The following is a 23,987-nucleotide window of genomic DNA, read 5'->3' on the forward strand; positions in this document are numbered from 1 at the left end:
TGGTCCTAGGACGGTCCCCGGTCCGGTCCCGGATCACCGCCGGGCGGCGCTACCGCAACGGGGCGAGCAGGTGTTCCACGACGGGCAGCAACTCGGCCGCGGTCGGCGGCTCGTCGTCGATCAGGCCCTGGGTGAGCATCCCGTCGATGGCGGCGAGGAAGGCGCGGAAGCCGACCTCGTCCGGCTGCCTGCCGAGGCTGGTCAGCACGTCTATCCACAGCCGCGCGGCCGGGCGGAGCGCGGGGCGGCGGGCGGCCAGCAGGTAGAGCTCGTGCAGCGCCGCGGTCCGGCCCCGGCTCGGCCCCAGCGCGTCGGCCAGCATCTCCGCGACCGCGCCAGCCGGTCCGCTGCCCTTGATCCGGCTGGACTCGATCACGTCGCCGGTGCGCGCGGCCATCTCCGCCGCCGCGGTCACCAGGGTCGCCACCAGCAGGTCGTCCAGGGCGGGGAAGTGGTAGGTGATCGACGCGGGCGGCACCCCGGCCTCCCGCGCGACCGACCGGTGCGACACCCCCGCGACGCCCTCGCGCTCGATGACGCGCAGGGTCGCCTCGACGATCTCCTGCTTGCGCCGGTCGCCCCTGGTCTTGCGGCCGTCGACCCGGCGGTAGCTCCTCACGTCGCGCCGGAGCGGGTGATCGCGGGGAGGATGGGCGGGTGCACACCGGCAAACTACCTGAACAAGTGTCCAGGAAGGTGCCGAGGTGTGCGCCACACTTGACCGACTTAGGCTTCTCAAAGTTGGTTACCGGCCAGTAAGAACGCGTAGGGTCCACCGGGGTCCACCGACCCCGAACCGACGGGAGGGCACCACCACATGGGCGCCGTGCAGCTGGCACTGGGGTTGGTCGCGGTAGCGGTGAGCGTCGTCGCGTGGGCCGGGTTCGTCCGGACCGTGGCGCGGATGGTCGCCACCATCCGGCTCGGCCAGCCGGACGCGACCCGCAACGGGCCGTTCGTGCCGCGGTTGCGGACGCTGGTCAAGGAGTTCGCCGCGCACACCCGGATGAACAAGTTCCGGCACGTCGGGCCGTGGCACTGGCTGGTGATGTGGGGCTTCCTGATCGGGTCGGCCGCGCTGTTCGAGGCCTACGGCGAGGTGTTCGTCCCGACCTGGGGCTGGCCGGTCCTGGACCACTGGAACCTGTGGCACCTGCTGATGGAGCTGCTCGGCGTCGCCACGGTCGTCGGCGGGGTGGCGCTGGTGCTCATCCGGCAGCTCAACCACCCGCGCCGCGCCGACCGGCTCTCGCGGTTCCAGGGGTCGAACTTCTGGCAGGCGTACTTCGTCGAGGCCGTGGTCATCTTCGAGGGCATCGGCATCCTCGGTGTCCGGGCGGGCAAGGCCGCGCTCGGCGCGCACGAGCTGCCGACCTGGGCGGCGTTCGTCAGCAACCCGCTCGGCGACCTGCTGCCCGCGAGCCCGGACCTGGTGTCGGCGCTGGCGTTCATCAAGCTGATGGGCGCCATGGTGTGGGTGTACGTGGTCGCCAAGTACATGACCATGGGCGTGGCCTGGCACCGGTTCAGCGCGTTCTTCAACATCTACTTCAAGCGCGAGGACGACGGCGGCGTCGCGCTCGGCCCGCTGCGGCCGATGATGTCCGGTGGCAAGCCGCTGGACTTCGAGGAGGCCGACCCGGAGAAGGACGTCTTCGGCGCGGGCAAGGTCGAGGACTTCACCTGGAAGGGCTGGCTGGACTTCACCACGTGCACCGAGTGCGGCCGCTGCCAGTCGCAGTGCCCGGCGTGGAACACCGGTAAGCCGCTGTCGCCGAAGCTGCTGATCACCCAGCTGCGCGACCACGCCTACGCCAAGGCGCCGTACCTGCTGGCGGGCGGCAGCCGGGACATGGCGGGCGACGAGGTCGGCCTGACCGGGGACAACCCGTACGCGGGCATCGACGTGCTGGCCATCGCCGAGTCGCAGCGGGCGCTGGTCGGCGACGATGGCGCGGTCATCGACACCGAGGTCCTGTGGTCGTGCACCACCTGCGGCGCGTGCGTCGAGCAGTGCCCGGTGGACATCGAGCACGTCGACCACATCGTCGACATGCGCCGCTACCAGGTGCTGATCGAGTCGAACTTCCCGTCCGAGCTGGGCGGCATGTTCAAGAACCTGGAGAACAAGGGCAACCCGTGGGGCCAGAACGCCAAGGACCGGCTGGCCTGGACCGAGGACCTGGACTTCGAGGTGCCGGTGTTCGACGGGGAGCTCACCGACGACACCGAGTACCTGTTCTGGGTCGGATGCGCGGGCGCGTTCGAGGACCGGGCGAAGAAGACCACCCGGGCGGTCGCGGAGCTGCTGCACACCGCCGAGGTGAAGTACGCGGTGCTCGGTCCCGAGGAGACCTGCACCGGCGACCCGGCGCGGCGGGCGGGCAACGAGTTCCTGTTCCAGATGCTGGCGCAGCAGAACGTCGAGGTCATCAACGCGGTGTTCGAGGGTCGCGAGGCCGGGAAGCGCAAGATCGTGGTGACCTGCGCGCACTGCTTCAACACGATCGCCAACGAGTACCCGCAACTGGGCGGCAAGTACGAGGTCTTGCACCACACGCAACTGCTGAACAAGCTGGTGCGTGAGCGCCGCTTGGTGCCGGTGGCGCCGGTAGCCGAAGACGTCACCTATCACGACCCCTGCTACCTGGGTCGGCACAACAAGGTCTACGAAGCGCCGCGTGAACTCGTTGGCGCTGCCGGGGCCCGGTTGCGTGAGATGCCCCGGCACGCCGATAGGTCCATGTGCTGCGGCGCCGGTGGTGCGCGGATGTGGATGGAAGAGCGGATCGGTAAGCGCATCAACGTCGACCGCGTTGACGAGGCCCTTGGCACCGCACCGTCGAAGATCGCGACCGGCTGCCCGTTCTGCCGCGTGATGTTGACCGACGGGGTGACCGCTCGACAGGCGGACGGCCTGGCGGGCGAGCACGTCGAGGTCGTGGACGTGGCGCAGTTGCTGCTGTCGGCGGTGCGCCGCGGCAAGGAGCCGGACGCCGAGTAGTCGATCCCGCAGTTCGGGATAACCGTTCCGCTATCCAGGAACGCTTAGCTACGTTAACTACATGAGACGCTGGTGGATCCTCGCGATCGCTGTCGCCGCCCAGGCGGCGGTGACCAGCCTGGCCTACGGGCTGCCGTTCCTGCTGCCGCAACTGCGGGCGGCGCTGGGGCTGTCGCTGACCGAGGGCGGCACGCTCGTGGTGGTGCCGGTGCTCGGCGTGCTGGTTGCCCTGATCGCGTGGGGCGCGGCGGCGGACCGGTTCGGCGAGCGGATCGTGATGGCGATCGGCATGGCGGGCACCGGGTTGGCCGGTCTCGGCGCGGCCGCGGCGTCCGGTGTGGTCGGTCTCGGCGCGTGGCTCGTGGTCACCGGGATCTTCTCCGCGTCGATCAGCTCGGCGAGCGGGCGGGCGGTGCTCGGCTGGTTCGAGGCCTCGGAACGCGGGCTGGCCATGGGGATCCGGCAGACCTGCACGCCCATCGGCGTCGGGTTCGCCGCGTTGGTGCTACCGCCCGCGGCTCAAGCTTGGGGCTATCGCTGGGCGTTAGTCATACCCGCGGCGTTGTGCCTGGTGTTGGCAGTTGTCGTTGCCTTGTGGCTGATGGACCCGCCGCGCGCGACAGCTCGTCGTGTCGAGGAGACCCGTTCGCCCTACCGGACTATCACGTTGTGGCGGGTGCACACCGCTAGCGCGTTGCTGGTGGCACCGCAGTTCATCTCCAGCACGTTCGCCTTGACCTACCTGGTGGCCGAGCACGGGTGGAGCCCGGTCACAGCCGGGGCCGTCTTGGCCGTGGTGCAACTCTTCGGCGCGGCGGGCCGGATCGGCGCCGGGGTGTGGTCGGACCGGGTGGGCAGCCGGATGCGGCCGATGCGGATCATCGCCCTGGCCGTGGCCGCCGCGCTGGCGGTGTGGGCGTTCGGCGGCTCGACCTGGGTCGCCGTGGTGGGCCTGGTGGCGGTGATGATCATCTCGGTCACCGACAACGGCTTGGCCTTCACCGCGACGGCCGAACTGGCGGGCCCGTTCTGGGCGGGCCGCGCACTCGGCATCCAGAACACCGGCCAGAACCTGATGGCCTTCGCGATCGCCCCGGTGTTCGCCGCGGTTGTTACCGCTGTCGACTGGCCCTTGGCCTTAGCGCTGACGGCAGCCCTACCGCTGATCGCCGCCGTAGTGACGCCAGTTCAGCGCTTAGTGTCGACCCGGTGAAAGTTCAGGTAGGCCCTAGACGGCGTCGGACCCCGCTGCCCCTGGTAGCGCGACCCGGCTTCCTTGGAGCCGTAGGGGAACTCAGCCGCTGAAGACAAGCGGAACAGGCAGAGTTGCCCGATCTTCATCCCCGGCCACAACGTGATCGGCAGGTTCGCCACGTTCGACAACTCCAACGTGATGTGCCCCGTGAACCCCGGATCAATGAACCCCGCCGTCGAGTGCGTGAGGAGCCCGAGCCGCCCCAAAGACGACTTCCCCTCCAACCGCCCCGCGAGGTCATCCGGCAACGTCACCGCCTCGAACGTCGACCCCAACACGAACTCCCCGGGGTGCAGCACGAACGGCTCCTCGTCCTCAGCCTCGACCAAGGACGTCAGGTCGTCCTGCTGCTGCCGCGGATCGATGTGGGTGTACCGCGTGTTGTTGAACACCCGGAAGTACCGGTCCAACCGCACATCAATGCTCGACGGCTGCACCATGAGCGGCTCGAACGGCTCAACCCCCAGCCGCCCGGCCGCCAACTCTTCCCGCAGGTCACGATCGCTCAGCAACACCCCCACACCCTAACCACGCCCCCTGGCGGTGACGCGCCCGCCCGGGCCGTGTAGGCTGTGCGTGATCTTCGGATCACTGCGGATGTAGTTCAATGGTAGAACATCAGCTTCCCAAGCTGAATACGCGGGTTCGATTCCCGTCATCCGCTCAACCAGGGCTACCCATGTCCAAGGAATGCTTGGACCTTGTGGTTTCGCCATTACATCTGGGGGCCGAGCCCCCAGACCCCCACGGTGCGGTCGGCGCCGGAACCAGCGGGGTTCGCTCGACCTTCGGTCATCGCATCAAGGTATGTAACCAATAGGGCTGTCGCCCACGGTGCGGTGGGCGCGGAAGGTGTGGAGCGCGGAGTCCGGCGGAGCTTGCGTAGCGGACGGAAGAGCAGAACACCCGGAGCGGGCTGGGGCCAGCATGGGCTCGCTCGACCTTTGGTCGTCGCATCACAAGGTATGCAGGTGATATCACGAAGTGCGGCCGATGGGTTTGTTGTGCGGTGTGGTTGATTTGGAAATGTGTCAAATGGGGGCGGGTTTAGGGTGGGGGGAGGGTTAGTTGGTGGGATTTGTCTACTAGGTATAGGTGTTCGGTTACGTGGAGGGTTCGGGATCTTAGGTTTCGGCTGCCGCGGAAGGTGTTGTACTGGGTGGTGAACTCGGTGACGGTGCCTGCGGCACGGAGCAGGCAGTGCATGGCGGGTGGGGAGATGAAACCCTCGTTGTTGGCCGAGACCAGGATGAAGCGGGCGGGGATGCGCTCGATCAGGTCGGCTAAGAGGGCGGGGGCGCGCTTGCGGATGTTGTACGCGGAGCGCCGCCAGTTGGTGGGGATGCCGGAGATCGGGCTGATCTCGTCCGGCTCGGTGTAGTTGACCAGCAGGTTGAGCATGAAGTAGTTGGAACCGTAGGGGTGCTGGTTGTACGGCGGGTCCAAGTAGGCCAGGTCCAGATCGTCCAGGACGTCCGGGAGGGTGTTGGCGTCTTGCTGGAGGACGGTCACGGCGCAGGTGAAGTCGCTGAGGATGGGGACGTTGAGCCTGATCTCGCCTTTGATGCGGGACAGGGCGTCCTTGCCGCTACCGCCGAAGTGGCCGACGCCGGTGGTTCGGTCCTTGTAGAAGCCCTTGAAGAGGCCAGCGGTGTTGGTGTGGATAGAGGCCGCCGACAGGAGTGGGCCCAGTAAGAGGGGACGTAAGCCGACCGGTGCTTCACGGATCAGGCTGGCGTAGGTGTCAAGCCGCGAGGCGTTGTTCGTTGTGTAGAAGACGCGCTCGCCGGGCTGGATGTGGTCGTCGTTGGCGGGGGCGTAGAGCTTGCGGATGAAGCCCTCGGTCGGTGCCAGGTCAGCCTGCCGGTTCAGATCGGCGACTGCCTCGGCCAACGCCGGTAGGTCTACCTCGTGCGCATTGGTCAGGTAGCACTGACTGGCAACGCGCGCGTAGTCCTCGATGTCGTTGACCACCAGGCACGTGGCGTGCTGCTTGAGAGCACGAGACACGACGCCGGAGCCAGCGAAGGCGTCGAGGATGCGTAACCGGCGACCTAAGAGGTCTCGGACCACCCGGACGGCTCGGTCGATCGGGGCTAAGAGGCCGCGCTTGTTGCCGAGGTAGGTGATCAGCTGGGACCGGAGGTAGTCCGGGTTCTCCTCTGCCACATCAGTGCACGCGAGCGCGGATCTGGTCGCGGATGGCCGGGAGGCCGAACTCGCGCACGGCGGTCAGCACCTCCGCCGACAGGTTCGCGAACGGCTTGCCCGCCTCGATCTTCCACCAGAGGTCACCGATCGGCACCCCGGCGCCGACCAGCATGAGGTTGCCGATGCGCTCCTGCCAGCCGCCACCGGTGTGGCCCGCGGCGCGGGTGTACGGGCGGATGCGCAGTTGGGACGCCCACTCGTCGGTGGCGGTGACGCTCAGCGACAGGGTGAACCGCGTGGAATAGGTACTGGACTTGGTCGACTGCAGGATGGAGACCTGGCCGACGTGGGCGCTGTCCATGACGCGGAAGTGCCTGCCGGTGCCGGACAGGCCGAGCGCTCGCAGGCCCGGGGCCAAGCCCGTCTCGACCATCAGCCGGAACCACTCGTCCGCATTGCGCACCGCGCCCGCTTCCACGTAGCCCCCTGTTTGGGTCAGGCCGCCCACGCTCGGCATCCGACTGGTCACTCCGGAGTACTCAGATGACCCTATCCGGAGTGACCCCTGGTTCCTACCCATTCACCGATCTCAGGCCGGTTCGTGACCTCTCGGGTGATCCCGCCCCCGGTACAGCGACACACCGCGCAACAATCCGACGATGTATGTAACACAGATCACACCGACGATCTCACCCGTATGGGTGAGCTTGTCGCGGAAATGGCCGGAAATGTCGAAACCGCACGTCACGAGCGACGGATGGTGGCGTCGCACCTACACGGACGGGTGAACAGCTGGAGGAGCCCCGCATGCCGCGCAGCACCTACCGGACCGCCTTCATGGGCAGACCCGGGGAGGTCGGGCCGACGGTCGCGCTCGTCGATGGCGTGCCGTTGTTCCGCGAAGGGCTCTCCGCCCTGGTCCTCCGCACACCCGGGTTGCGCTGGCTCGGCGCGACCGACACCCCGCAGGGCGCCCTCCGGTTCGCCGAGCAGTTCCGCCCCAGCGTCGTGCTCATCGACTCCGGCCTCGACCCGCGCGGCCACCTGTCCACCACGCTGTGCGCCGCACAACCCGAACTGGCCGTGCTGCTGCTGATCCGCGAGGCGCACCGGACCACCCAGTACGTCGCCACCGCCATCACCGCGGGCGTGCACGGCGTCATCCAGCGCTCCGCCGAACCGCCGCAGGTCGTCGAGGCGATCCGGACCGTGCACGAGACCCGCCGCTACCTCGACCCCGGCCTCGCCCGCACGGTCGCCGCGCCGAACGCCCGGCTGGCCAGGGTGTCCGACGGGCAGCAGCCGCTCTCGCGCCGGGAGTTCCAGGTGCTGCAGCTGATCGCCGACGGGCTGGAGAACCAGGCGATCGCGAAGGTGCTGTTCGTGTCGGTGGAGACCGTGCGCACCCACGTCAAGAGCATCCTGCGCAAGCTCGGCGCCCGGGACCGCACGCACGCGGTGGCCGTGGCGTTCAAGTCGGGTGTGCTCATCGCTCCGGTCCGCAGGCCGCGCACCGGCACGTGATCTCCGGCACCAACCGGGTGACACGCACCCCCTGCCTTGCCGCGCCTACCGACCAGTAATAGACTCATGTTACCGATGAGTAGCCGCTGCTCACGAGCGTGACACACGGAGCGACGAGATGGGCCACTACAAGAGCAACGTCCGCGACCTCGAGTTCAACCTCTTCGAGGTGTTCACCGTCCAGGACCGGCTGGGCAAGGGGGTCCTCGCGGAGTCGGACGAGGAGACCGCGCGCGGCGTGCTCAGCGAGTTGAACAAGCTCGCCGTCGGCCCGCTCGCCGAGTCCTTCGCCGACTCCGACCGCAACCCGCCGGTGTACGACCCGAAGACCTTCAGCGCGACCCTGCCCGAGGCGTTCAAGAAGTCCTACCAGCAACTCTGGGACGGCGAGTGGTGGCGCCTTGGCCTGACCAACGAGCTGGGCGGCTTCGGCCTCCCGCCGACGGTGCAGTGGGCGGCCTCCGAGCTGATCCTCGGCGCGAACCCGTCGCTGTTCATCTACCTGGCGGGCCCCAACTTCGCCATGGTCGTGCACAACAACGGCACCGAGGAGCAGAAGCGCTGGGCCAAGCTCATGATCGACCGCGGCTGGGGGGCCACCATGGTCCTCACCGAACCGGACGCGGGCTCCGACGTCGGCGCGGGCCGGACCAAGGCGGTCCAGCAGGACGACGGTTCGTGGCACATCGACGGGGTGAAGCGGTTCATCACCTCGGGCGACCAGGACCTGACCGAGAACATCGTGCACCTGGTGCTCGCCCGGCCGGAGGGCCACGGCCCCGGCACCAAGGGCCTGAGCCTGTTCCTGGTCCCCAAGTTCCACTTCGACACCGAGACCGGCGACCTCGGCGAGCGCAACGGCGCGTACGTGACCAACGTCGAGCACAAGATGGGCCTCAAGGTCTCGACGACCTGCGAGGTCACCTTCGGTCAGCACGGCACCCCGGCCAAGGGCTGGCTGCTGGGCGAGGTGCACGACGGCATCGCGCAGATGTTCCAGGTCATCGAGTACGCCAGGATGATGGTCGGCACCAAGGCCATCGCGACGCTGTCCACCGGCTACCTGAACGCGCTGGAGTACGCCAAGGAGCGCGTCCAGGGCGCCGACCTGCCGAACATGCTGGACAAGACGGCCCCCAGGGTCACCATCACCCACCACCCCGACGTCCGCCGCAGCCTCATGCTGCAGAAGGCCTACGCCGAGGGCCTGCGCTCGCTGTACCTGTACAACGCGACGTTCCAGGACCAGGCGTGGACCGGCGAGGGCGACCAGAAGCTCGCCGAGCGGGTCAACGACCTCCTCCTCCCCATCGTCAAGGGCGTCGGTTCGGAGCGGGCGACCGAGCAGCTGGTGCAGTCCCTGCAGACCCTGGGCGGGTCCGGCTTCCTGCAGGACTACCCGCTCGAGCAGTACATCCGCGACTCGAAGATCGACTCGCTGTACGAGGGCACCACCGCGATCCAGTCCCTGGACTTCTTCTTCCGCAAGATCATCCGCGACAAGGGCCAGGCGCTCGCGTTCGTGGCGGGGGAGATCAGCAAGTTCCTCGAGTCCGACAACGGCCGCCTCAAGCGGGAACGCGAACTCCTGAAGCAGGCCCTCGAAGACGTCCAAGGCATCCTCGGCGCCATGGTCGGCCACCTGACGGCATCGCAGGAGGAACCCCGAAGCATCTACCGCGTCGGCCAGCACTCCGTACGGCTTCTAATGGCGACGGGAGACCTGCTGGTGGGTTGGCTCCTGCAGCGACAGGCTGAGATCGCCCTAGCCCGGCTGGACGCTGGGGTCACCGGGCGCGACAAGTCGTTCTACGAGGGCAAGGTGGCGGTGGCATCGTTCTTCGCGAAGAACGTACTGCCAGAGCTGTCCGCTTCCCGCAAGATCGTCGAGGCTGCCGACTTGGACCTGATGGACGTGGACGAAGCGGCGTTCTGATCGATGGCTGAGGGCCCGCCATTGGCGGGCCCTCAGCCATCGATCGACCGGCGCGCTGCGGGACCCAGTTGGCGGGATCGGCGGACCCACCAGACCGCTGAAGCTACTTTGCCATCCCTGAACAGCACATCGGCAAGGTTCATCGCAGCTTCCGAATCACCACCATCTGCCGCCCTGCGGTACCAGCGAGCAGCCTCTGTGAGGTCACCCGCCCGAGCATGGATGACCCCGAGGTTGAACGCGGAGTTACCCGCCCCCTCGTTTGCCGCCTTCTCCAGATGTGGGATGGCCTCATCTATTCGATCCAGGTCGTACAACAACTGACCGAGCACCTCGGTAGAACTGCGGTCGTCGAGAGCAGCACCTCGCTCCATCCAAGCCACTGCCTCTTCGAGGCGCCCTGACTCATGCAGGACGAAACCCATTCCCCTGATGGACACGACGTCACCACCATCGGCGCCCAACCGGAACCAATCTTCAGCTTCAGCGAGACGGCCTGATGCAGTCAGGAGTCTGCCCAGCTTCCCGAATGCCCGCGCAACCCCTGCCTCAGCCGCGTGCTTGAACCACTTCTCAGCGCCTACAGCGTCTTCCAGCTTGAGCCTGACATCACCAAGGCACACAGCCGCCTCGGCAGTACCCCGTTCCAAGGCCACGTGGTACCAGTGTTCTGCACGATCAAGGCGTCCGGCCTCTTCATGGAAGATCCCAATGTTGAATGCGGCATAGCGATCGCCAGCTTCATTTGCGATGACGAACCAGGGCAACGCCTCGTCAACCCGACCGGCATTGGACAAGATCTTGCCCAGGTTCGTCGCAGCCCGGTGTTCCCCCAGCTCGGCCCCGCGTCGGTACCAGGTCTCCGCTTCATCGATCTTACCCTGCTCTTCGAGCTCGAAACCCAGGGTGAAGAACGCGGGCGGGTGGTTCATCCGAGCTGCTTCTCGCAGCCACTTTCGTGCCTCGCTCGCTTCCCCGGCGTCAGCGCACAGCGCGCTGAGGTTGTGCGCGGCCGGGGGCACTCCGGCATGAGCAGCTCGGACGTACAACTCCCTGGCTTCATCAAGACGCCCGGTTTCGTTGTAGAGCACACCGAGGTTGTACGCCGCCAGCCCGCCATCCGGATCGTCAGAGACCATCGGTCGCCACACGGCCTCCGCGACCTGGAGGGAAACCGGCGTACCAGCTTGCGCGGCATTGATGGCGATGTTCATCAACTGGTCGTCGGTGGCGTGCTCGACGGCCCGAGTCCACACCAGGTCCGGTACCACCGGAGTCGGCGAGAGCCGTTCGGTGCCGTCCACCAGGTAGTCGAAGACCTTCCAATGGGTGGCGGAAGCTGGGATCAACGGACTGGTCACGCCGTAGCGGCGGCCACTTGCCCAGGTCCAGGCATCCGGCAGTGGCTCAGGGCGAAGGATGTGGCCACCCTGAGCCTCGAGGTAGTGCTCGTGGAGTTCGGTGATGAGGTCGTACGAGTACGGTCCTGGTAGTCCGCATCTCGCCAAGTCGACGGCAGCTGCCACCAGAGCGGCACCACGGGGTTGACCTTCAACATCAATCGCTCGCCGCCATTCCGACCATATCGCGGGTCCTGCGGCGAGGTATTCAGCAACCCCGTAGGGACCGTGGTGTGCAACAGCTTCCACGATTCGTTCATCGCGAAACTCGGCGGCACGCTGAAGCTCGTTGGCGCTCCAGGTCCGGCGGATCTCGACGGCCTCGGCCATTTCGAGCACGCGCGCGCCGACTCGAACAGCCTGTGCCGCCGAGGAACTGCCTGTCTCGCGACCGATGGGGGTGAACACCTTCAGACGTTGGATGCGCATGGTCGCGACCACAGCGACACGCACGCGCACGAACTCGGTGAGCAGATTCGGATCCAGACCCCCGGGGTTGAGGAAGGACTCGTCCAGGTCATCGAGCCACAGCACGCACCGAACATCTGAGCTCACGACGGCGGCCAAGATCGGCCGCAAGTCCTCGCCGGTGGTGGGGGTGGCGACGCGGTGCTCGGGCAGGGCAGCACGAATAGCCTCGAACGCCGCTCGGGTCTTCCCTGCCGCAGAGTGCCCGAGCAGCAGCACCCAACCGCCGCGCTCGCCAGCGTCCGCGATCTTCGCACGCAGGTCGAGGTCCACGTCCCGTTCGACATAGGGCGGAACGTGGTCTCTGCTGGACAACTCACGCGCTCGGTGCACCCCGGACGTGAGCGGCTCCCACGAACTCGCCAGCGGCCAAGAACCAGGGTCCACGCCTCGCAGCCGCTCTCCGGCGAAGAACGACGCCTGACCGATCTGAACTACCCAACTGCCATGAACATCCCCCTTGATCTCGTTCCGCACCCCCTCAGGCGGGACGTCCGGTTGACCAACAGGCGCCATGATGCACTCCATCGAGTCACCTCAAGATACCTGGCGCCAACCATATCCGGCGTTCTACCGTTGAAGACCAGGCAACCGCGACCGGAGGCACTCATCGGTGAGCAAGGCACGCAGGAACAAGCAGGCCAGACGCAACCGTGCCACGCAGAAGCCGAGGAGGGTCAAGGCAACAAGCATTCCCACTGAGCAGGAGGCTGCGGATGCCGCACTGGCTAGGCTCGCCCGCAGGTTGGATGCATCCAGCCACAGCATCGCAGAACTCTATGCCCTCGGCTACCTTGAACTAGGCTACCAGCAGGTTATGGAGACAACACCAGACTGGATGCACGAAACAAACGCACTCGATCTCATCATCCTGGGCATCACACGGAAAAACTTTCGAAGTGGCCACGAGTTTCTTCACATCCGTTCGGCGTGGCTTCAAGAAATGCGCAGGACGCCCCATTGGCGCGACATAGAGAAGTTCGTATCGGTCGCGGTTGAACTCAGCCGAGCGAGCGGACTCGCTTTAGATGACGGCGACCTGATGTTTCGCCTAATCGCTTATCTGGAAGACGCAGGAATCGACAAGCGAAAGATCCCGGCCGCTCTGCGACCGAACTCGCTGCTGGCGAACATGCGACTGGCCCGCGATTACTCGAAGAGTCCATTCCTGCCCCAGCCAACAGCCGAGACTGCCCAATTGGCCGAGGAGTACATCGCCGATCTCGCAGGCGACAGGGAGTTCCCGCAGAGCTACGCGAGCACCCTTCGCGATGCGCTTCTGCTCTTCGAGCGCGCCAAGCTCCCAATTCTGGAAGATTCCCTCTCATTGCTGCTAGCACTGTACGCGGGCGTAGCAGGAAGCAATGAGATCCAGGTGACGGACTTGGCCGCTAGCGCCGAAGCGTGGGCTAGAGGGGTAGCGGACTCGTCCCCCCTGGCGCCAATCGTGGACACCATCCTGAGTTGCGCCACCGCGGAGATCGGAACCGTGGAAACTTTGGCGCGACTCTTTGCCATCCCGGCGTTCCTTGAACCAACCACCACCGAGTTGCAACAACGAGATGTGCGACCCGCCTCCGATATAACGCAAATCGCGCACGAACTCGGATATCGATCCGTCGAATTTTCGGACCACAAAGCGGTGACCATGGGCCCGCTCATCGCCGCCCAGTTGAAGCATCAAGTTCGACTGTTCGAAGAGCGGTTCGGACACCCTCCGGCGCCTGAGGACCCGATTCACAAAGGGATCGACTACAACGAGGAACGACTTCGGACCTTGAGACTCCTGACAACCTTGGGGGTTCATCCAGCGTTGAACTACGCATTCGAAGTAGAAGACCTAATTCCCGGTTCGCGCGAAGCTTTTCTCACACCGAAGGATGAGACCGCGTGGCAGAGTGCAGTGGACCGCTACATCCGAGAGCATCCCGAAGATGGCGCGCCCGATCTGGATGAGGAGTTCGCCAAGATTCGCACCATTTCCGCCTTCTTGACACTTCAGAGCGCCGCCGGGGATACAGATTTAGCGAAGGCTATCGTGGCCATTCTTAACGATTCAACAATGTCTTATACCAACGAAGTAGCCGCCATTATCGAGTTCCTTGATGGCATGGAGGAAGACATAGTCGAGGTGGCTGCCGATATCGATTCGCTAGGCCAAATACTCAAGGTGGCTACCAGTTGGGGCGGCTCGACACTCCGCAAGCGAGTACAAGACTGGATCGATGATGACTACTCAGCCTTCGATCCAGTATCTTTGTTCGTCGTCGCTTCCGTATGGTGGGATAGGTCGCGGAACAACCAGCGAAGAACATAACTCTACGTTGGACAAGCATTCCGCTATGTGCGGTGGGCCTTGGCGGCGGCGATGGCGTAGATGCCGAAGGAGGCGAAGCCCGCGGCGACCACCACCAGGAGCACGGTGCCGAAGGGCTGGTCGGCGAGGGTGCGCAGGGCTGAGTCGAGGCCGCCTGCTTCGGAGGCGTTGGCGTCGAGGGCGGCGAATCCCAGGAGGACGCCGACGATTGCTATGCCTAGGCCTTTGGCGATGTAGCCGACCTGGCCGAGGCGTTCGACCCAGTGGGATTTGGGGAGTTGGCTGGTTTCGAGGTCCTTCATGAAGGACTTGCGGAAGCCGGAGACGATGCTGGCGATGCCTGCGCCGATCACGACGAGGGCCAGCAGACCGACGATCACCCGGCCTGCGGGCAGGGCCATCAGTTCCGCTGTCATCTGCTTCTGCTTCTGGTCACCGCTCTGGGTTCCGCTGCCGGTGGCGGTGCGGATGGCAGCGATGCCGAGGGAGATGCCGACGAAACCGCGGACCGCTGCGCCTATGCGCTTGAAGGTGCGCTTGCGGCCTTCCTCGTGCCACTTGTAGCTGAACGCGGCCATCAGTAGTTGCCACACGCCGAACGCGAGCAGGCCGACGGCCAGTACCCACAAGACGACCGCGCCGAAGGATGTGCTCGCGATCTCTTGCAGTGCCCCCGTCTGATCCGCCTCTTGTCCGCCTCCGCCGAAGGCGACCTGGAGGGCGAGGTACGCGACGATCACGTAGACCACGCCGTAGCAGGCCATGCCTGCTCGGCCTAAGCCCTTGACCGCGTCGTTGTGGTGCGCGGTGTGCACTGCGGTGCTCATGTGCCCTCCTAGGTCTTGGGAGGACGTGTCACCTGATCGTGTGGGTCAAACGTGAAAGGGCCCGGTGACCACCAGGGTCACCGGGCCCGCACCGGCTCAGCCTGCGGGTGGTGGGACCACCGGGGCCGGGGCGCAGACGATCTTGGGTTGGGGGTTGTACCGGACCGTGCGGGTGTCGCGGCGGACTTCGGCGCCGGTGCCCGCGTCGCGCAGGATGCGGGTGTCGGAGGTGGTGAAGCCGGGGGCGCCGTTGCTCGGTGAGCACTTGCCGGTGGTCGGGCCGGGCTTCTCCTGCGGCGGGGTCTCCGCGGAGCGGCCGCCGGTGACCGACTCGACCGTGTAGCGCTTGGTGCCCCAGATCTTCACCGTGATCGACGACGGCGTCCAGATGGTCTGGATGGCGATGCCGGTCTGCGCGTCGTTGGTGAACTTGAGGTCGATGACGCTGCTGCCGTCGTGGTTCTGGAAGACCGTGGCCTCGCGGGCGGCCGGGTAGCGGCTGATGTAGTAGCTGTGCTCCTTGTGCCCCGCGTCCTTGAGGCCCGAGAAGTACGACGCGTTGTACAGCGTGGTCGCGAACTGGGAGATGCCACCGCCGACCTCGCGGCCGGGGGCGCCGTCCTTGATCACGCCCGCCTCGACGTACCCCTGGACCGCGGTGCGCGGGCCGGTGTAGCCGTTGAGGCTGAAGGTCTCGCCCGGCTTGACGATGGCGCCGTTGACCTTCGCGGCGACGGTGCGGATGTTCACGCCGGAGTCGGTGGCGAAGCCCTTGGTGGTGAACTCGCCGATGACCTCCTTGATGCCGAGCTGGTTGGCCTGCTCGGTGGTCACCTTCGCCGGGGTCTTGGTGTACTCGACCTTGATCTCCCGGCCGTCCGGCTTCTTCAGCACGTCGAGCAGGGTGGCGAACGCGGTGTCGTACTTGACGCCGGTGCCGTCGACCGAGGGGGTGACCGCAGGCGCGCCGCCCTCGAAGACGACCTGCGCGTCCTTGCCCTCCTTCTCGGTGGAGGCGAGCTGCGGCTTGACCGCGTCGGTGACCTTGACCAGGTCCAGCTTCGGGTTCAGCCCGCCGCCGTCGACCGGTTCGAACACCAGCGCGGTCGCGATGACGGCGGGCTCGATCTTGGCGTCCTTGCCGTCGCCCTTGACCACCACCGGCCCGGACACGGCGACCTTCGCCAGGTCGAGCGCGGCCCGCACGCCCTCGGACGTGGTCTTCACCGGGGTGCTGGTGACCGGCAGGTCCAAGCCCTCGCCGCCGACCCAGTTGCTGACGATGACCGTGCGCGCCTTCGCCCCGTCCAGCTCCTGACCGGGGACCGGCTCGACCCCGACCGGGGTGGCGCCGTCGAAGCGGATGCCGCCCTCGACCGGCGGGCGGGTGCCCGCGGCCTTGAGCCGGTCGAGCTCGCCGTTGAGCGCGGCCTCGTTGGTCGCGGTGACCACACCGACCTCGCGGGTGCCGCCGAACAGCGACGACAGCCGGGTGAACGGGTTGAGCGGCTGGTCGCCCGCCTGCTCCAGGGTGGCGCCCCAGTTCAGCGTCAGCCCGGACTTGGTCGGGTCGAGCTTCTCGTCGACCACGCCGATCTTGACCGGCACCGGCTGGGTCAGCCGCGGTTCGATCTTCTCCCGCAGCGCCCGCTCGGCCTCGACCTGCGACATCCCGCCGACGTCGACGCCCGCCACGGTCGTCCCGCGCGGCACGTCGCCGCTGCTGATCGCCAGGTCCAGGCCGTAGAGCACGGCCAGCGCGCCGAAGACAGCACCGGCGATGATCGCGGGCTTGCGCCAACCGGCCTTACCCGACGACGGCGGCGGTTCCTCCTGGGGCACGTTGAGCTTCTCGGTGGGTCCGTCCAACGGCGAGCCCACCAGCGGGGGCTCCGCCAGCGCGGGCACCCGGGGAAGCAGATCGGTCTGCTCGGTGTGCGACTCCGGCCATCTAGCCCCGCCCGGCCAGTCCTGGTCCTCCGGCACGGTCCACCTTTCCCCTCAGAGGTACAACCCGGTCCCGTGTTCGGTGCGCTCGCTGGCGATGGCGTGCACGTCCCGCTCGCGCATCACCATGTACGCCTGCCCGTGGACCTCGACCTCGAACTGGTCCTCGGGGTTGAACAACACCCGGTCGCCCACCTTCACCGTGCGTGCGCTCGTCCCCACCCCGAGCACGTCCCCCCAGGCGAGCCGCTTGGCGACCTGCGCGGTTGCCGGGATGACGATGCCGCCGGTGCTGCGCCGTTCCCCCTCCTCGGGGGTCAGCCGCACGAGGACCCGGTCGTGCAGCATCTGGATCTCGAGCTTCAGTTCCGGCACCGAGGAATGGTAACCGCCTGCTCGGGGTGGGCTTCCGGCGTGGTCAGTGCTGCTCGTCGAGCCCACCCATGACCAGTGCGAGCCGAGGGGCGCCGGTGTCGGTGACCCGGATCGGCACCCCCCAGTCCTGCCTGGTCAGGTGGCACGCGGCGTGCTCGGTGCCGTCGTCGTCGCAACTGGCGGCCTGCGCGACGACGTGCAGCACCCCCTCGGTCACACCGGCCGCGACGGTCACCTTCCTGGTCAGGTCCGTGCTCACCCCGGCGCCTTCGGCCAGCAGTTCCGGTGGCGAGGAGGTGATCTCCAGCCGGGTCGACGGGCCGTAGCGCTCGTCGAGCTTCTGCCCCGGCGGCGGGGTGAAGACGACGACGAGTTCGAGCACGCCCGCGGCGATGTCGGTGGACGGCCTGCGGACCTGGTGCGCGGCGCCGTCGACCAGGTGGGCCTTGGCGACCGGGCGGGAGAGCTTGTGCGCGGCGGACTCGACGACGACCAGGTCGCCGTCGAGCAGGACGGCGCCGGATGGCTCGGCCAGGCCGGTGGCGAGGGTGCTGACCTCGCCGGTCGCCGGGTCGTAGCGGCGGACGGCGCCGTTGTAGGTGTCGGCGATGGCGACCGAGTGGTCGGCCAGCACGGTCACGCCGAGCGGGTGTTGCAGGAGCGCCTGCTCCGCCGGGCCGTCGCGGTGGCCGAAGTCGAACAGGCCCTTGCCGATCGCGGTGTGCACGGTCCGCTCGGCGTCGATCCAGCGCAGCGCCGACGTCTCGGAGTCGACCAGCCACAGCCGGTCGCCGTCGACGGCGAGGCCGGAGGTCTGGGCGAAGAAGGCCTGGTCGGCGGGGCCGTCGTGCAGGCCCTCGACGGTGGTGCCCGCGAAGCGGCTGACGTGGCCGGTGCGGGGGTCGAACAGGCCGAGGGTGTGGTTGCCCGCCATGGCGATGACCAGGCCACCGGCGGGTTCCCACCAGACGAGGTCCCACGGGCTGGTCAGGTCGATCTCGGTGCCGGGGCCGTCGGTGGGGCCGTTGCGCCACTGCAGGCCGGTGCCCGCGATGGTGGTGACCTCGCCGGTGTCGGTGTTGATGCCGCGCAGCAGGTGGTTGACCGTGTCGGCGACCACCAGGTGGTAGCCGACGTCCACGTGATCGGGCAGAACGGCGACGGCGGAGGGCTCGGAGAAGGTGGCCTCTAGCCCGTCTTGCCGCCCTCGGCTGCCGGTGCCGTAAGAGGCAACCACCACGTCATCTTTGAGTTCGACGATCCGGTGATGCGCGGTGTCAGCGACCAAGACAGTCCCGTTGCCGGTCGCAGTGGCCTTCGCGGGGAACCGCAACTCAGTCGCAGCAGGCGGCGGCGGTACGTAAGGCCCATCGCCCCGGTGCAGAGTCCCCTTAGCCTCATGCTCCTTAACGACCTCAGCGATGACCCGCCTCAACGCCTCCGCATGCCCCTCCCCAGCAGCGACGTGCACGACATAACCCTCAGGATCCACCAGCACCAACGTCGGCCACGCCTTGACCGCGTACGCCTGCCACGTGGTGAGCTCCGGGTCGTCGAGCACCGGGTGGTGCACCTCATACCGCTCGACGGCGGCCTTGAGGGCCTGCTCATCGGCCTCGTGCACGAACTTCGGCGAGTGGACGCCAACGGTGACCAGGACGTCCTTGAACTCGTCCTCCACGGGGCGGAGCTCGTCCAGGACGTGCAGGCAGTTGATGCAGCAGAAGGTCCAGAAGTCGAGGAGGAGGACCTTGCCGCGGAAGTCACCGAGGTGCAGGTCCTTGCCACCGGTGTTCAGCCAGCCGCGACCGATCAACTCGGGCGCACGGGACAGACGACGGGGTTGTGCTGTGCTCACGGTGGGATCCAACAGCGTGCGATGGCCGCTGTGTTCCGCGGCCCACCATGTGAGCGGGCTGGTCTCCGGAGCAGCTTGGCAAATTCCTCCCCATTTTGTACAATTTGGGGTATGAGTGAGATGCCGATCAGCATGGCCAGAGACCACCTCGGCGAGGTCGTCTCCAGGGTCGAGCACGCCCATGAGCGCGCGGTGCTGACCAGGCACGGCCGACCGGTTGCGGCGGTCGTTTCCATCGATGACCTCCGGCGTCTCGAAGCGGCCGAGGACGAAGCGGATCTCACCGCAGCGCGGGAGGCACTGGCTTCGGCTGAACCACGAGTTCCCCACCACGACGTGCTAGCTGAGTTCGGTGACGACTGACCCGTGTCTTACGAGATCGAATGGACCGCTTCCGCGCTACGGGAGCTCCGCAAGCTCGACAAGCAGACCGGGCGCAAGATCGCAGTGGCGGTCACTGCCCTGGGAACAGATCCTCGGCCGCCGGGCTGCCGGGCGCTCGCAGGTCAACCAGCAGGCGTGATGCGCATCAGGATCGGCGATCACCGGGTGGTCTACCAAGTCGTGGACTCCAGGGTTCTGGTAACCGTCGTACGAGTGGCACATCGACGCGAGGTATACCGGAACATGTGAGATCGGACTGTTGCCCTGGGCAAGTCGTCCGATCGGCGTCCGACTTCGCTGACAGACAACCAGCTTCGCAGCCGAGGTCCGGTTGTCGGCCGAACAAATCGGCTGGGAGCAACTAGACCTTGTGGCTAGGTTGGCGCGCGTGATCGATCACGGGATCAGCAGCCCCACTGCTCGCTTGCACCTCGTGCCCGCGGTCGTCTCGCTGGCCAACCCGCCGTGGCAGCGGGATGTTTGGCTTCGGCAGGACGAGTTCGAGAACCTCGATGAGGTGGTCCACGTGCTCTTCGACGACTTCTGCGACGCGAGTGCGCCGGAGGGGGGCCTGGGGGCCAGCCTGCGCACCGAGGAAGAGGTTGACCTGATGCGGCCGGCTGGGGGTCGCGTACATGGCCGTGCAGGACGCGGTGGGGCGGTTCGCGCCTGATGAGGTTTACCTTGAGGCTGCGGGGTGGCCGGATGTCGTAACAGCGGCGGGGCGGTTGGCGCAGGTGTTGGTGACCAATGACCTGAAGGCGTTGGCGATGTTGCACGAGGCGGGGCACCGGTGGCCGCCGGGGGTTAGCGGCGGGTGAGGTAGAGGTTGTAGGTGCTGCCGTCGAAGCGGGCGCGGTCTGCGGACTCTTCCAGCAGGCCGTCGGTGGCTTCGTCGCCCAAGTCGGCGCGGAGGGCGGCTTCGTTGGCCTCCCAGAGGTCGTAGAGGCGGAGCCAGCGTTCGCCGTTGCCCGGGTTGAGGGTGGTCGACTCCAGGGTCAGACCGGCGTCGGCCAGCACGGTGGGCCAGTCGGCGGTGGTGTCCCTGGCGGTGAACAGGAACGGGGCGCCCGGGCGCAGGACCCGGTGGACCTCGGCGAAGGCGGCGGCGTGGTCGGGGGCGAAGTAGATCGCGTCGATGCTGATCGCGGCGTCCGCGGACTCCGGTGGCAGCTGGAGGTCGGCGAAGGAGACCTCCTGGAAGGTGGCGTCGACACCGAAATCAGAGGCGCGGGCGGTGGCGTCGGCGATGGCGACAGCACTGAAATCGACGCCGGTGAGGCGGCAGTTCAAGGCACGGGCAAGCCACAGGCCGGGACCGCCGCGGCCGCAGCCCAGGTCGAGCAGGGTGGCGTTCGGCGGTAGGCGCAGTGAGCTGACCAGGTTGCCGAGCAGCCACCACGTGCACGAGCTGGTCGCTTCAACCCCCGGCACCCACTGCGACCCGAAGGCCTCCGCGAACAACCGGTGGAACAGCGGGGCACGCGCTGAAGTGTGCAAAATGTCGTAGCTCATGACGATCTCCGCAGCATTCGGGTGACACCGGCGGCGACGGTGGTGGCGAGGATCCAGCCGAGGGCGATGAACACCGCCGAGATCCACTGGGACGGCCCGTCCACCGTCCACTTGTTCTTGTGCCCGAAGTCCACGATGGGCACCAGGAGGTCCAATGTGTACAGAACCGGGTTCCACCTGAGGTGGTCGTCGGTGTTCGCCTCGGGCGGCTCGGGGATCACCGAGAACCACAGCGTCCCCAAGACTAGGAACCCGAACAACCACGCCAGCGCCCGCGTCGGCCGGTAGCCGTACCCGACCATCCACCGCTGCAGCCAGCTCCACAGCCGGATCCCCGGCGCCGCCAACCGGGCACCGTCGGCGAGGGCGTTGTAGCGGCGGCGTTGCTTCTCCACTAGAGCGGTGGCCGCGTGCTCCTCGTTGCCCGCCGCGCGCAGCATGTGCGCGAACTGCTCGTAGGGACCCGGGCGGTACACGTCGCGCATGCCCTCGCGCAGCCAGCGGAGGCGGCGTTCGACTTCCTCGTCGTCGTCGAGTTCGACCGGGGTGGCCAGGGCGTCGTAGCGGAAGTCCTCGAGTTCGATCCGGCCTTGGGCGCGCCAGAACTTCTCGTTGTCGGCGAGGAAGGCGCAGCGGGCGTGCCGCAGGTCGATCCGGCCCTTGGGCGGCGCGGCGACGTCCAGGCGCAGTTCCTGGGTCTGGATGCCGAAGGCGTTGAGGGCGACCAGGTTGCGGCCGTTGCCCAGCTCCGAGCCGTGGAAGTTGGTCTCCCGCAGGATCTCCGCGCGCCGCATCCGGATCTCGCCGTGCGCGGAGAACGGCACCTCGCCGTCGGCGCAGATCAGGTCGCGGCCGATGTGCGACACCCGCAGGTCCAGCGAGGGCTTCGGCGAGGAGTCGCGCGCGTAGCTGCCCGGCGCGATCAGCCTGCTGCCGCGCAGGTCGAGGTTGGCGCCGACCTTCGCCCCCGGCAGCAGCACCGAGCCGAACACCAGCAGCGAGCGCCCGTCGAGGTTGCCGCCGACGGAGAACCGGCGGCCCTCGACCGCGTCGCCGTACCGGTTGCTCAGCACCGCGCGGTCGAACAGCACGCTGCCCTGGACCTTCACGTCCACCAGCCGGATCTGCCCGGCCACCCGCGCGTCCCTGGCGTCGATCCCGCCGCGGACCTCGGTGCCGTCCAGGTGCAGCGCCCGGTCCGGGTACGGCCCCGGTTGTCGCGGTCCGGACCCGACCTGCTCGACGAAGGTCTCCTGCCCGCCGGACAGGTCGACCCGCGCGTGCGAGAGCCGCAGGGACCCGCCGATGTGGGCGTTGACGATGCGCACGGTGCCGGTGCTGCTGAAGTCCCGGTCGAGGTTCACGTTGCCGTCCACCCGCGACCGGTCGGCGACGAGGGTGGCGTTGGGGTCGAAGAACGGGTCGTCCGGCGGGACCGGGCGGGAGTGCTCGGTGCGCGGGGTGAGCTTGGCGCCGCGCAGGGAGAAGTCGCTGTCAACGCGGACGCTGGGGAGGAAGAGTTGGCCGTCGCAGCGGAACGGGGTGCCGGTGCGCGGGTCGACCGTCAGGTGCAGGTTGCCGCCGACCTGCAGGCCGTTGCCGTTCATGGCGATACCGCGCGGGTTGTCCAAGTGGGCGCCGGAGAAGTTGAGGTTGCCGCCGCTGCGCAGGCCGGGGATGCGGACCTCCCCGCGCGCGACCAGGTTCGGTGCCAGCAACGCACCCGCTAAGTGCAGCCGGTCGCCGTGTAAGGCGGGCCCCTTCGTCGGGGCGAGGGTGGCGCCGGATAGGACAAGAGTCCCGTGGATCTCACCGTCGGTCAGGTCGAGGGTGCCCGCGATGATGGTGCCGTCGACGAACTGCAGGTCGTTGTCGCTGCGCAGGTTGCGGCCCTGTAAGCCGGGCAGCCAGCAGTCGCGGAACTCGACCCCGGCCAACCGGGCTTGGCGCATGTCCGGCGGTTGCTCGAACCGGCAGCGGACGAACTCGAGCAGGTAAGGGAACTCCACCGCGCGCAGGTCGAGCGGCCCGACCAGGTAGCGGTCGCTGACGCTGACCACGGGAACCGTCGTGGGTCTGCGCCGCCGCAGGACCCCGCCGTTCTCCGGGTCGACCCGGCGCACGACCTCTACGGCCTGCATGACGGCCCACGCGGGTGGGTCGGGGGAGTGCGGGTCCAGCACACCCCCGACCTCGTCGGACTCGCGTCCAGCCACGGCAACCCCCTCCCCAAGGGTTGAACGCTCGCCGGTGACGCTTAGTTCCCGCGGGATTACTCCGAGCGGCTGATCGGATCCAACACCCGGGCGAGGAAGGTCTTGGTCCGCTCCTGCTGCGGCGCCGCGATCACCTGCGACGGCGGGCCCTGCTCGACCACGACGCCACCGTCCATGAACAGGACCTTGTCGGCGACCTCGCGGGCGAACTGCATCTCGTGCGTGACCACCAGCATCGTCATGCCCTCGTCGGCGAGCCTGCGCATCACCCCGAGCACCTCCCCGACCAGTTCGGGGTCGAGCGCGGAGGTGGGCTCGTCGAACAGCATGACCTCGGGCCCCATGGACAGCGCCCGGGCGATGGCCACCCGCTGCTGCTGACCGCCGGAGAGCTGGGCGGGGTAGGACTTGGCCTTGTCGGCCACGCCCACCTTCTCCAGGTTCTCTATGGCTACCCGCTGCGCCTCGGCCTTGTCCCGCTTAAGCACCTTGCGCTGGGCGATAGTGAGGTTGTCCAGCACGGTTAGGTGCTGGAACAGGTTGAACTGCTGGAACACCATGCCCACCCGGCGGCGGGCAGCGTCGATGTCGCAATCGCGGTCGGTGATCTCAACGCCGTTGACCACGATCTTGCCGCTGTTGGGCTGTTCGAGCAGGTTGACGCAACGCAGCAAGGTGGACTTACCGGAGCCGGACGGCCCGATGACGCAGACAACCTCACCGGACTCAACGGTCGCGTCGATGCCCTTGAGCACCTCTAGGGTGCCGAACGACTTGTGCAGGCCGTCGATCTGGACAGCGCTCATCGGG

20 protein-coding genes and 1 tRNA gene are annotated in these 23,987 nt (G+C 67.4%); 9 read left to right on the top strand and 12 right to left on the bottom strand.

Translation table 11 applies throughout. The features are described from left to right. Nucleotides 1-49: 49 nt before the first annotated feature. The gene (locus tag LV75_RS28480; protein WP_253890355.1) at nucleotides 50-619 is read right to left on the bottom strand and encodes a TetR/AcrR family transcriptional regulator; all 570 of its coding nucleotides are present in this window, start codon (nucleotides 617-619) and stop codon (nucleotides 50-52) included. Nucleotides 620-817: 198 nt separating this feature from the next. Between LV75_RS28480 and LV75_RS28485 the strand changes: the two genes are divergently transcribed. Both LV75_RS28485 and LV75_RS28490 read left to right on the top strand, forming a co-directional pair. After that, entirely contained in the window at nucleotides 818-3,004 is a 2,187-nt protein-coding gene (locus LV75_RS28485) for a (Fe-S)-binding protein (protein WP_253890357.1), read from the top strand. Nucleotides 3,005-3,065: 61 nt separating this feature from the next. Then, the gene (locus LV75_RS28490; RefSeq protein WP_253890358.1) at nucleotides 3,066-4,217 is read left to right on the top strand and encodes an MFS transporter; all 1,152 of its coding nucleotides are present in this window, start codon (nucleotides 3,066-3,068) and stop codon (nucleotides 4,215-4,217) included. Here LV75_RS28490 and dcd read toward each other — a convergent pair. Continuing rightward, on the bottom strand, nucleotides 4,193-4,774 hold the full coding sequence (gene dcd, locus LV75_RS28495) for a dCTP deaminase (RefSeq protein ID WP_253890359.1): 582 nt from the start codon (nucleotides 4,772-4,774) through the stop codon (nucleotides 4,193-4,195). The genes LV75_RS28490 and dcd overlap by 25 nt on opposite strands. Before the next feature lie 78 nt (nucleotides 4,775-4,852). Here dcd and LV75_RS28500 point away from each other — a divergent pair. Further along, nucleotides 4,853-4,923, top strand: a tRNA-Gly gene (locus LV75_RS28500). Nucleotides 4,924-5,306: 383 nt separating this feature from the next. Here the strand turns inward: LV75_RS28500 and LV75_RS28505 are convergent. Both LV75_RS28505 and LV75_RS28510 read right to left on the bottom strand, forming a co-directional pair. Beyond that, a complete protein-coding gene (locus LV75_RS28505) occupies nucleotides 5,307-6,428 on the bottom strand; it encodes a DNA adenine methylase (RefSeq protein ID WP_253890361.1) in 1,122 nt (373 codons plus the stop codon). Between the two features lies 1 nt (nucleotide 6,429). Beyond that, nucleotides 6,430-6,927: a DUF4304 domain-containing protein gene (locus LV75_RS28510; protein WP_253890363.1), complete on the bottom strand. Its 498-nt coding sequence runs from the start codon at nucleotides 6,925-6,927 to the stop codon at nucleotides 6,430-6,432. Nucleotides 6,928-7,217: 290 nt separating this feature from the next. On the opposite strand from LV75_RS28510, the gene LV75_RS28515 reads away from it, so the two are divergent. Both LV75_RS28515 and LV75_RS28520 read left to right on the top strand, forming a co-directional pair. Continuing rightward, nucleotides 7,218-7,934 carry a response regulator transcription factor gene (locus LV75_RS28515; protein WP_253890365.1) on the top strand — a complete coding sequence of 239 codons (717 nt, stop codon included), beginning with the start codon at nucleotides 7,218-7,220 and terminating at the stop codon, nucleotides 7,932-7,934. A 118-nt stretch (nucleotides 7,935-8,052) separates the two neighbouring features. Then, on the top strand, nucleotides 8,053-9,870 hold the full coding sequence (locus LV75_RS28520; protein ID WP_253890367.1) for an acyl-CoA dehydrogenase: 1,818 nt from the start codon (nucleotides 8,053-8,055) through the stop codon (nucleotides 9,868-9,870). 32 nt (nucleotides 9,871-9,902) lie between these two features. Here LV75_RS28520 and LV75_RS28525 read toward each other — a convergent pair whose 3' ends face one another. Beyond that, entirely contained in the window at nucleotides 9,903-12,266 is a 2,364-nt protein-coding gene (locus tag LV75_RS28525; protein WP_253890369.1) for an SEL1-like repeat protein, read from the bottom strand. Between the two features lie 85 nt (nucleotides 12,267-12,351). Here LV75_RS28525 and LV75_RS28530 point away from each other — a divergent pair, with 85 nt between their 5' ends. Further along, entirely contained in the window at nucleotides 12,352-14,055 is a 1,704-nt protein-coding gene (locus tag LV75_RS28530) for a hypothetical protein (RefSeq protein ID WP_253890371.1), read from the top strand. Nucleotides 14,056-14,078: 23 nt separating this feature from the next. On the opposite strand, the gene LV75_RS28535 is transcribed toward LV75_RS28530, so the two are convergent. From LV75_RS28535 to LV75_RS28550, 4 genes are all read right to left on the bottom strand, one after another. After that, on the bottom strand, nucleotides 14,079-14,882 hold the full coding sequence (locus LV75_RS28535) for a DUF1206 domain-containing protein (RefSeq protein ID WP_253890372.1): 804 nt from the start codon (nucleotides 14,880-14,882) through the stop codon (nucleotides 14,079-14,081). Between the two features lie 96 nt (nucleotides 14,883-14,978). Further along, nucleotides 14,979-16,868, bottom strand: a complete 1,890-nt coding sequence (locus tag LV75_RS28540) for a VanW family protein (RefSeq protein ID WP_253890374.1) — start codon at nucleotides 16,866-16,868, stop codon at nucleotides 14,979-14,981. 15 nt (nucleotides 16,869-16,883) lie between these two features. After that, a complete protein-coding gene (locus tag LV75_RS28545) occupies nucleotides 16,884-17,177 on the bottom strand; it encodes a GroES family chaperonin (protein ID WP_204456103.1) in 294 nt (97 codons plus the stop codon). A gap of 70 nt (nucleotides 17,178-17,247) precedes the next feature. Continuing rightward, entirely contained in the window at nucleotides 17,248-19,062 is a 1,815-nt protein-coding gene (locus tag LV75_RS28550; protein WP_253890376.1) for an NHL domain-containing thioredoxin family protein, read from the bottom strand. Between the two features lie 111 nt (nucleotides 19,063-19,173). Between LV75_RS28550 and LV75_RS28555 the strand changes: the two genes are divergently transcribed. The 3 genes from LV75_RS28555 to LV75_RS28565 all read left to right on the top strand — a co-directional run bounded on the left by LV75_RS28555 (nucleotide 19,174) and on the right by LV75_RS28565 (nucleotide 20,119). After that, nucleotides 19,174-19,425, top strand: a complete 252-nt coding sequence (locus LV75_RS28555; protein ID WP_253890378.1) for a type II toxin-antitoxin system Phd/YefM family antitoxin — start codon at nucleotides 19,174-19,176, stop codon at nucleotides 19,423-19,425. 3 nt (nucleotides 19,426-19,428) lie between these two features. Next, entirely contained in the window at nucleotides 19,429-19,695 is a 267-nt protein-coding gene (locus LV75_RS28560) for a type II toxin-antitoxin system RelE family toxin (RefSeq protein WP_253890380.1), read from the top strand. A gap of 139 nt (nucleotides 19,696-19,834) precedes the next feature. After that, the gene (locus LV75_RS28565) at nucleotides 19,835-20,119 is read left to right on the top strand and encodes an SCO4402 family protein (protein ID WP_253890382.1); all 285 of its coding nucleotides are present in this window, start codon (nucleotides 19,835-19,837) and stop codon (nucleotides 20,117-20,119) included. A gap of 134 nt (nucleotides 20,120-20,253) precedes the next feature. Here the strand turns inward: LV75_RS28565 and LV75_RS28570 are convergent, their stop codons facing one another. From LV75_RS28570 to LV75_RS28580, 3 genes are read right to left on the bottom strand one after another with little or no spacing between them, the layout of a single operon-like run. Beyond that, nucleotides 20,254-20,961: a class I SAM-dependent methyltransferase gene (locus tag LV75_RS28570; RefSeq protein ID WP_253890383.1), complete on the bottom strand. Its 708-nt coding sequence runs from the start codon at nucleotides 20,959-20,961 to the stop codon at nucleotides 20,254-20,256. Continuing rightward, the gene (locus tag LV75_RS28575) at nucleotides 20,958-23,177 is read right to left on the bottom strand and encodes a translocation/assembly module TamB domain-containing protein (protein WP_253890384.1); all 2,220 of its coding nucleotides are present in this window, start codon (nucleotides 23,175-23,177) and stop codon (nucleotides 20,958-20,960) included. Before LV75_RS28575 ends, LV75_RS28570 begins: the two co-directional genes overlap by 4 nt. A 56-nt stretch (nucleotides 23,178-23,233) precedes the next feature. Then, nucleotides 23,234-23,983, bottom strand: a complete 750-nt coding sequence (locus tag LV75_RS28580) for an amino acid ABC transporter ATP-binding protein (protein WP_253890386.1) — start codon at nucleotides 23,981-23,983, stop codon at nucleotides 23,234-23,236. Nucleotides 23,984-23,987: the final 4 nt, after the last annotated feature.

It is taken from the genome of Actinokineospora diospyrosa (genome assembly GCF_024171925.1).
Taxonomy (GTDB): Bacteria; Actinomycetota; Actinomycetes; order Mycobacteriales; family Pseudonocardiaceae; genus Actinokineospora; species Actinokineospora diospyrosa.

Coding starts and splice junctions, on each gene's coding strand:
- LV75_RS28485 (WP_253890357.1), top strand. CDS start 818: ATGGGCGCCGTGCAGCTGGCACTGGGGTTGGTCGCGGTAGCGGTGAGC.
- LV75_RS28490 (WP_253890358.1), top strand. CDS start 3,066: ATGAGACGCTGGTGGATCCTCGCGATCGCTGTCGCCGCCCAGGCGGCG.
- LV75_RS28510 (WP_253890363.1), bottom strand. CDS start 6,927: ATGCCGAGCGTGGGCGGCCTGACCCAAACAGGGGGCTACGTGGAAGCG.
- LV75_RS28515 (WP_253890365.1), top strand. CDS start 7,218: ATGCCGCGCAGCACCTACCGGACCGCCTTCATGGGCAGACCCGGGGAG.
- LV75_RS28520 (WP_253890367.1), top strand. CDS start 8,053: ATGGGCCACTACAAGAGCAACGTCCGCGACCTCGAGTTCAACCTCTTC.
- LV75_RS28525 (WP_253890369.1), bottom strand. CDS start 12,266: ATGGAGTGCATCATGGCGCCTGTTGGTCAACCGGACGTCCCGCCTGAG.
- LV75_RS28535 (WP_253890372.1), bottom strand. CDS start 14,882: ATGAGCACCGCAGTGCACACCGCGCACCACAACGACGCGGTCAAGGGC.
- LV75_RS28545 (WP_204456103.1), bottom strand. CDS start 17,177: ATGCTGCACGACCGGGTCCTCGTGCGGCTGACCCCCGAGGAGGGGGAA.
- LV75_RS28555 (WP_253890378.1), top strand. CDS start 19,174: ATGAGTGAGATGCCGATCAGCATGGCCAGAGACCACCTCGGCGAGGTC.
- LV75_RS28570 (WP_253890383.1), bottom strand. CDS start 20,961: ATGAGCTACGACATTTTGCACACTTCAGCGCGTGCCCCGCTGTTCCAC.
- LV75_RS28580 (WP_253890386.1), bottom strand. CDS start 23,983: ATGAGCGCTGTCCAGATCGACGGCCTGCACAAGTCGTTCGGCACCCTA.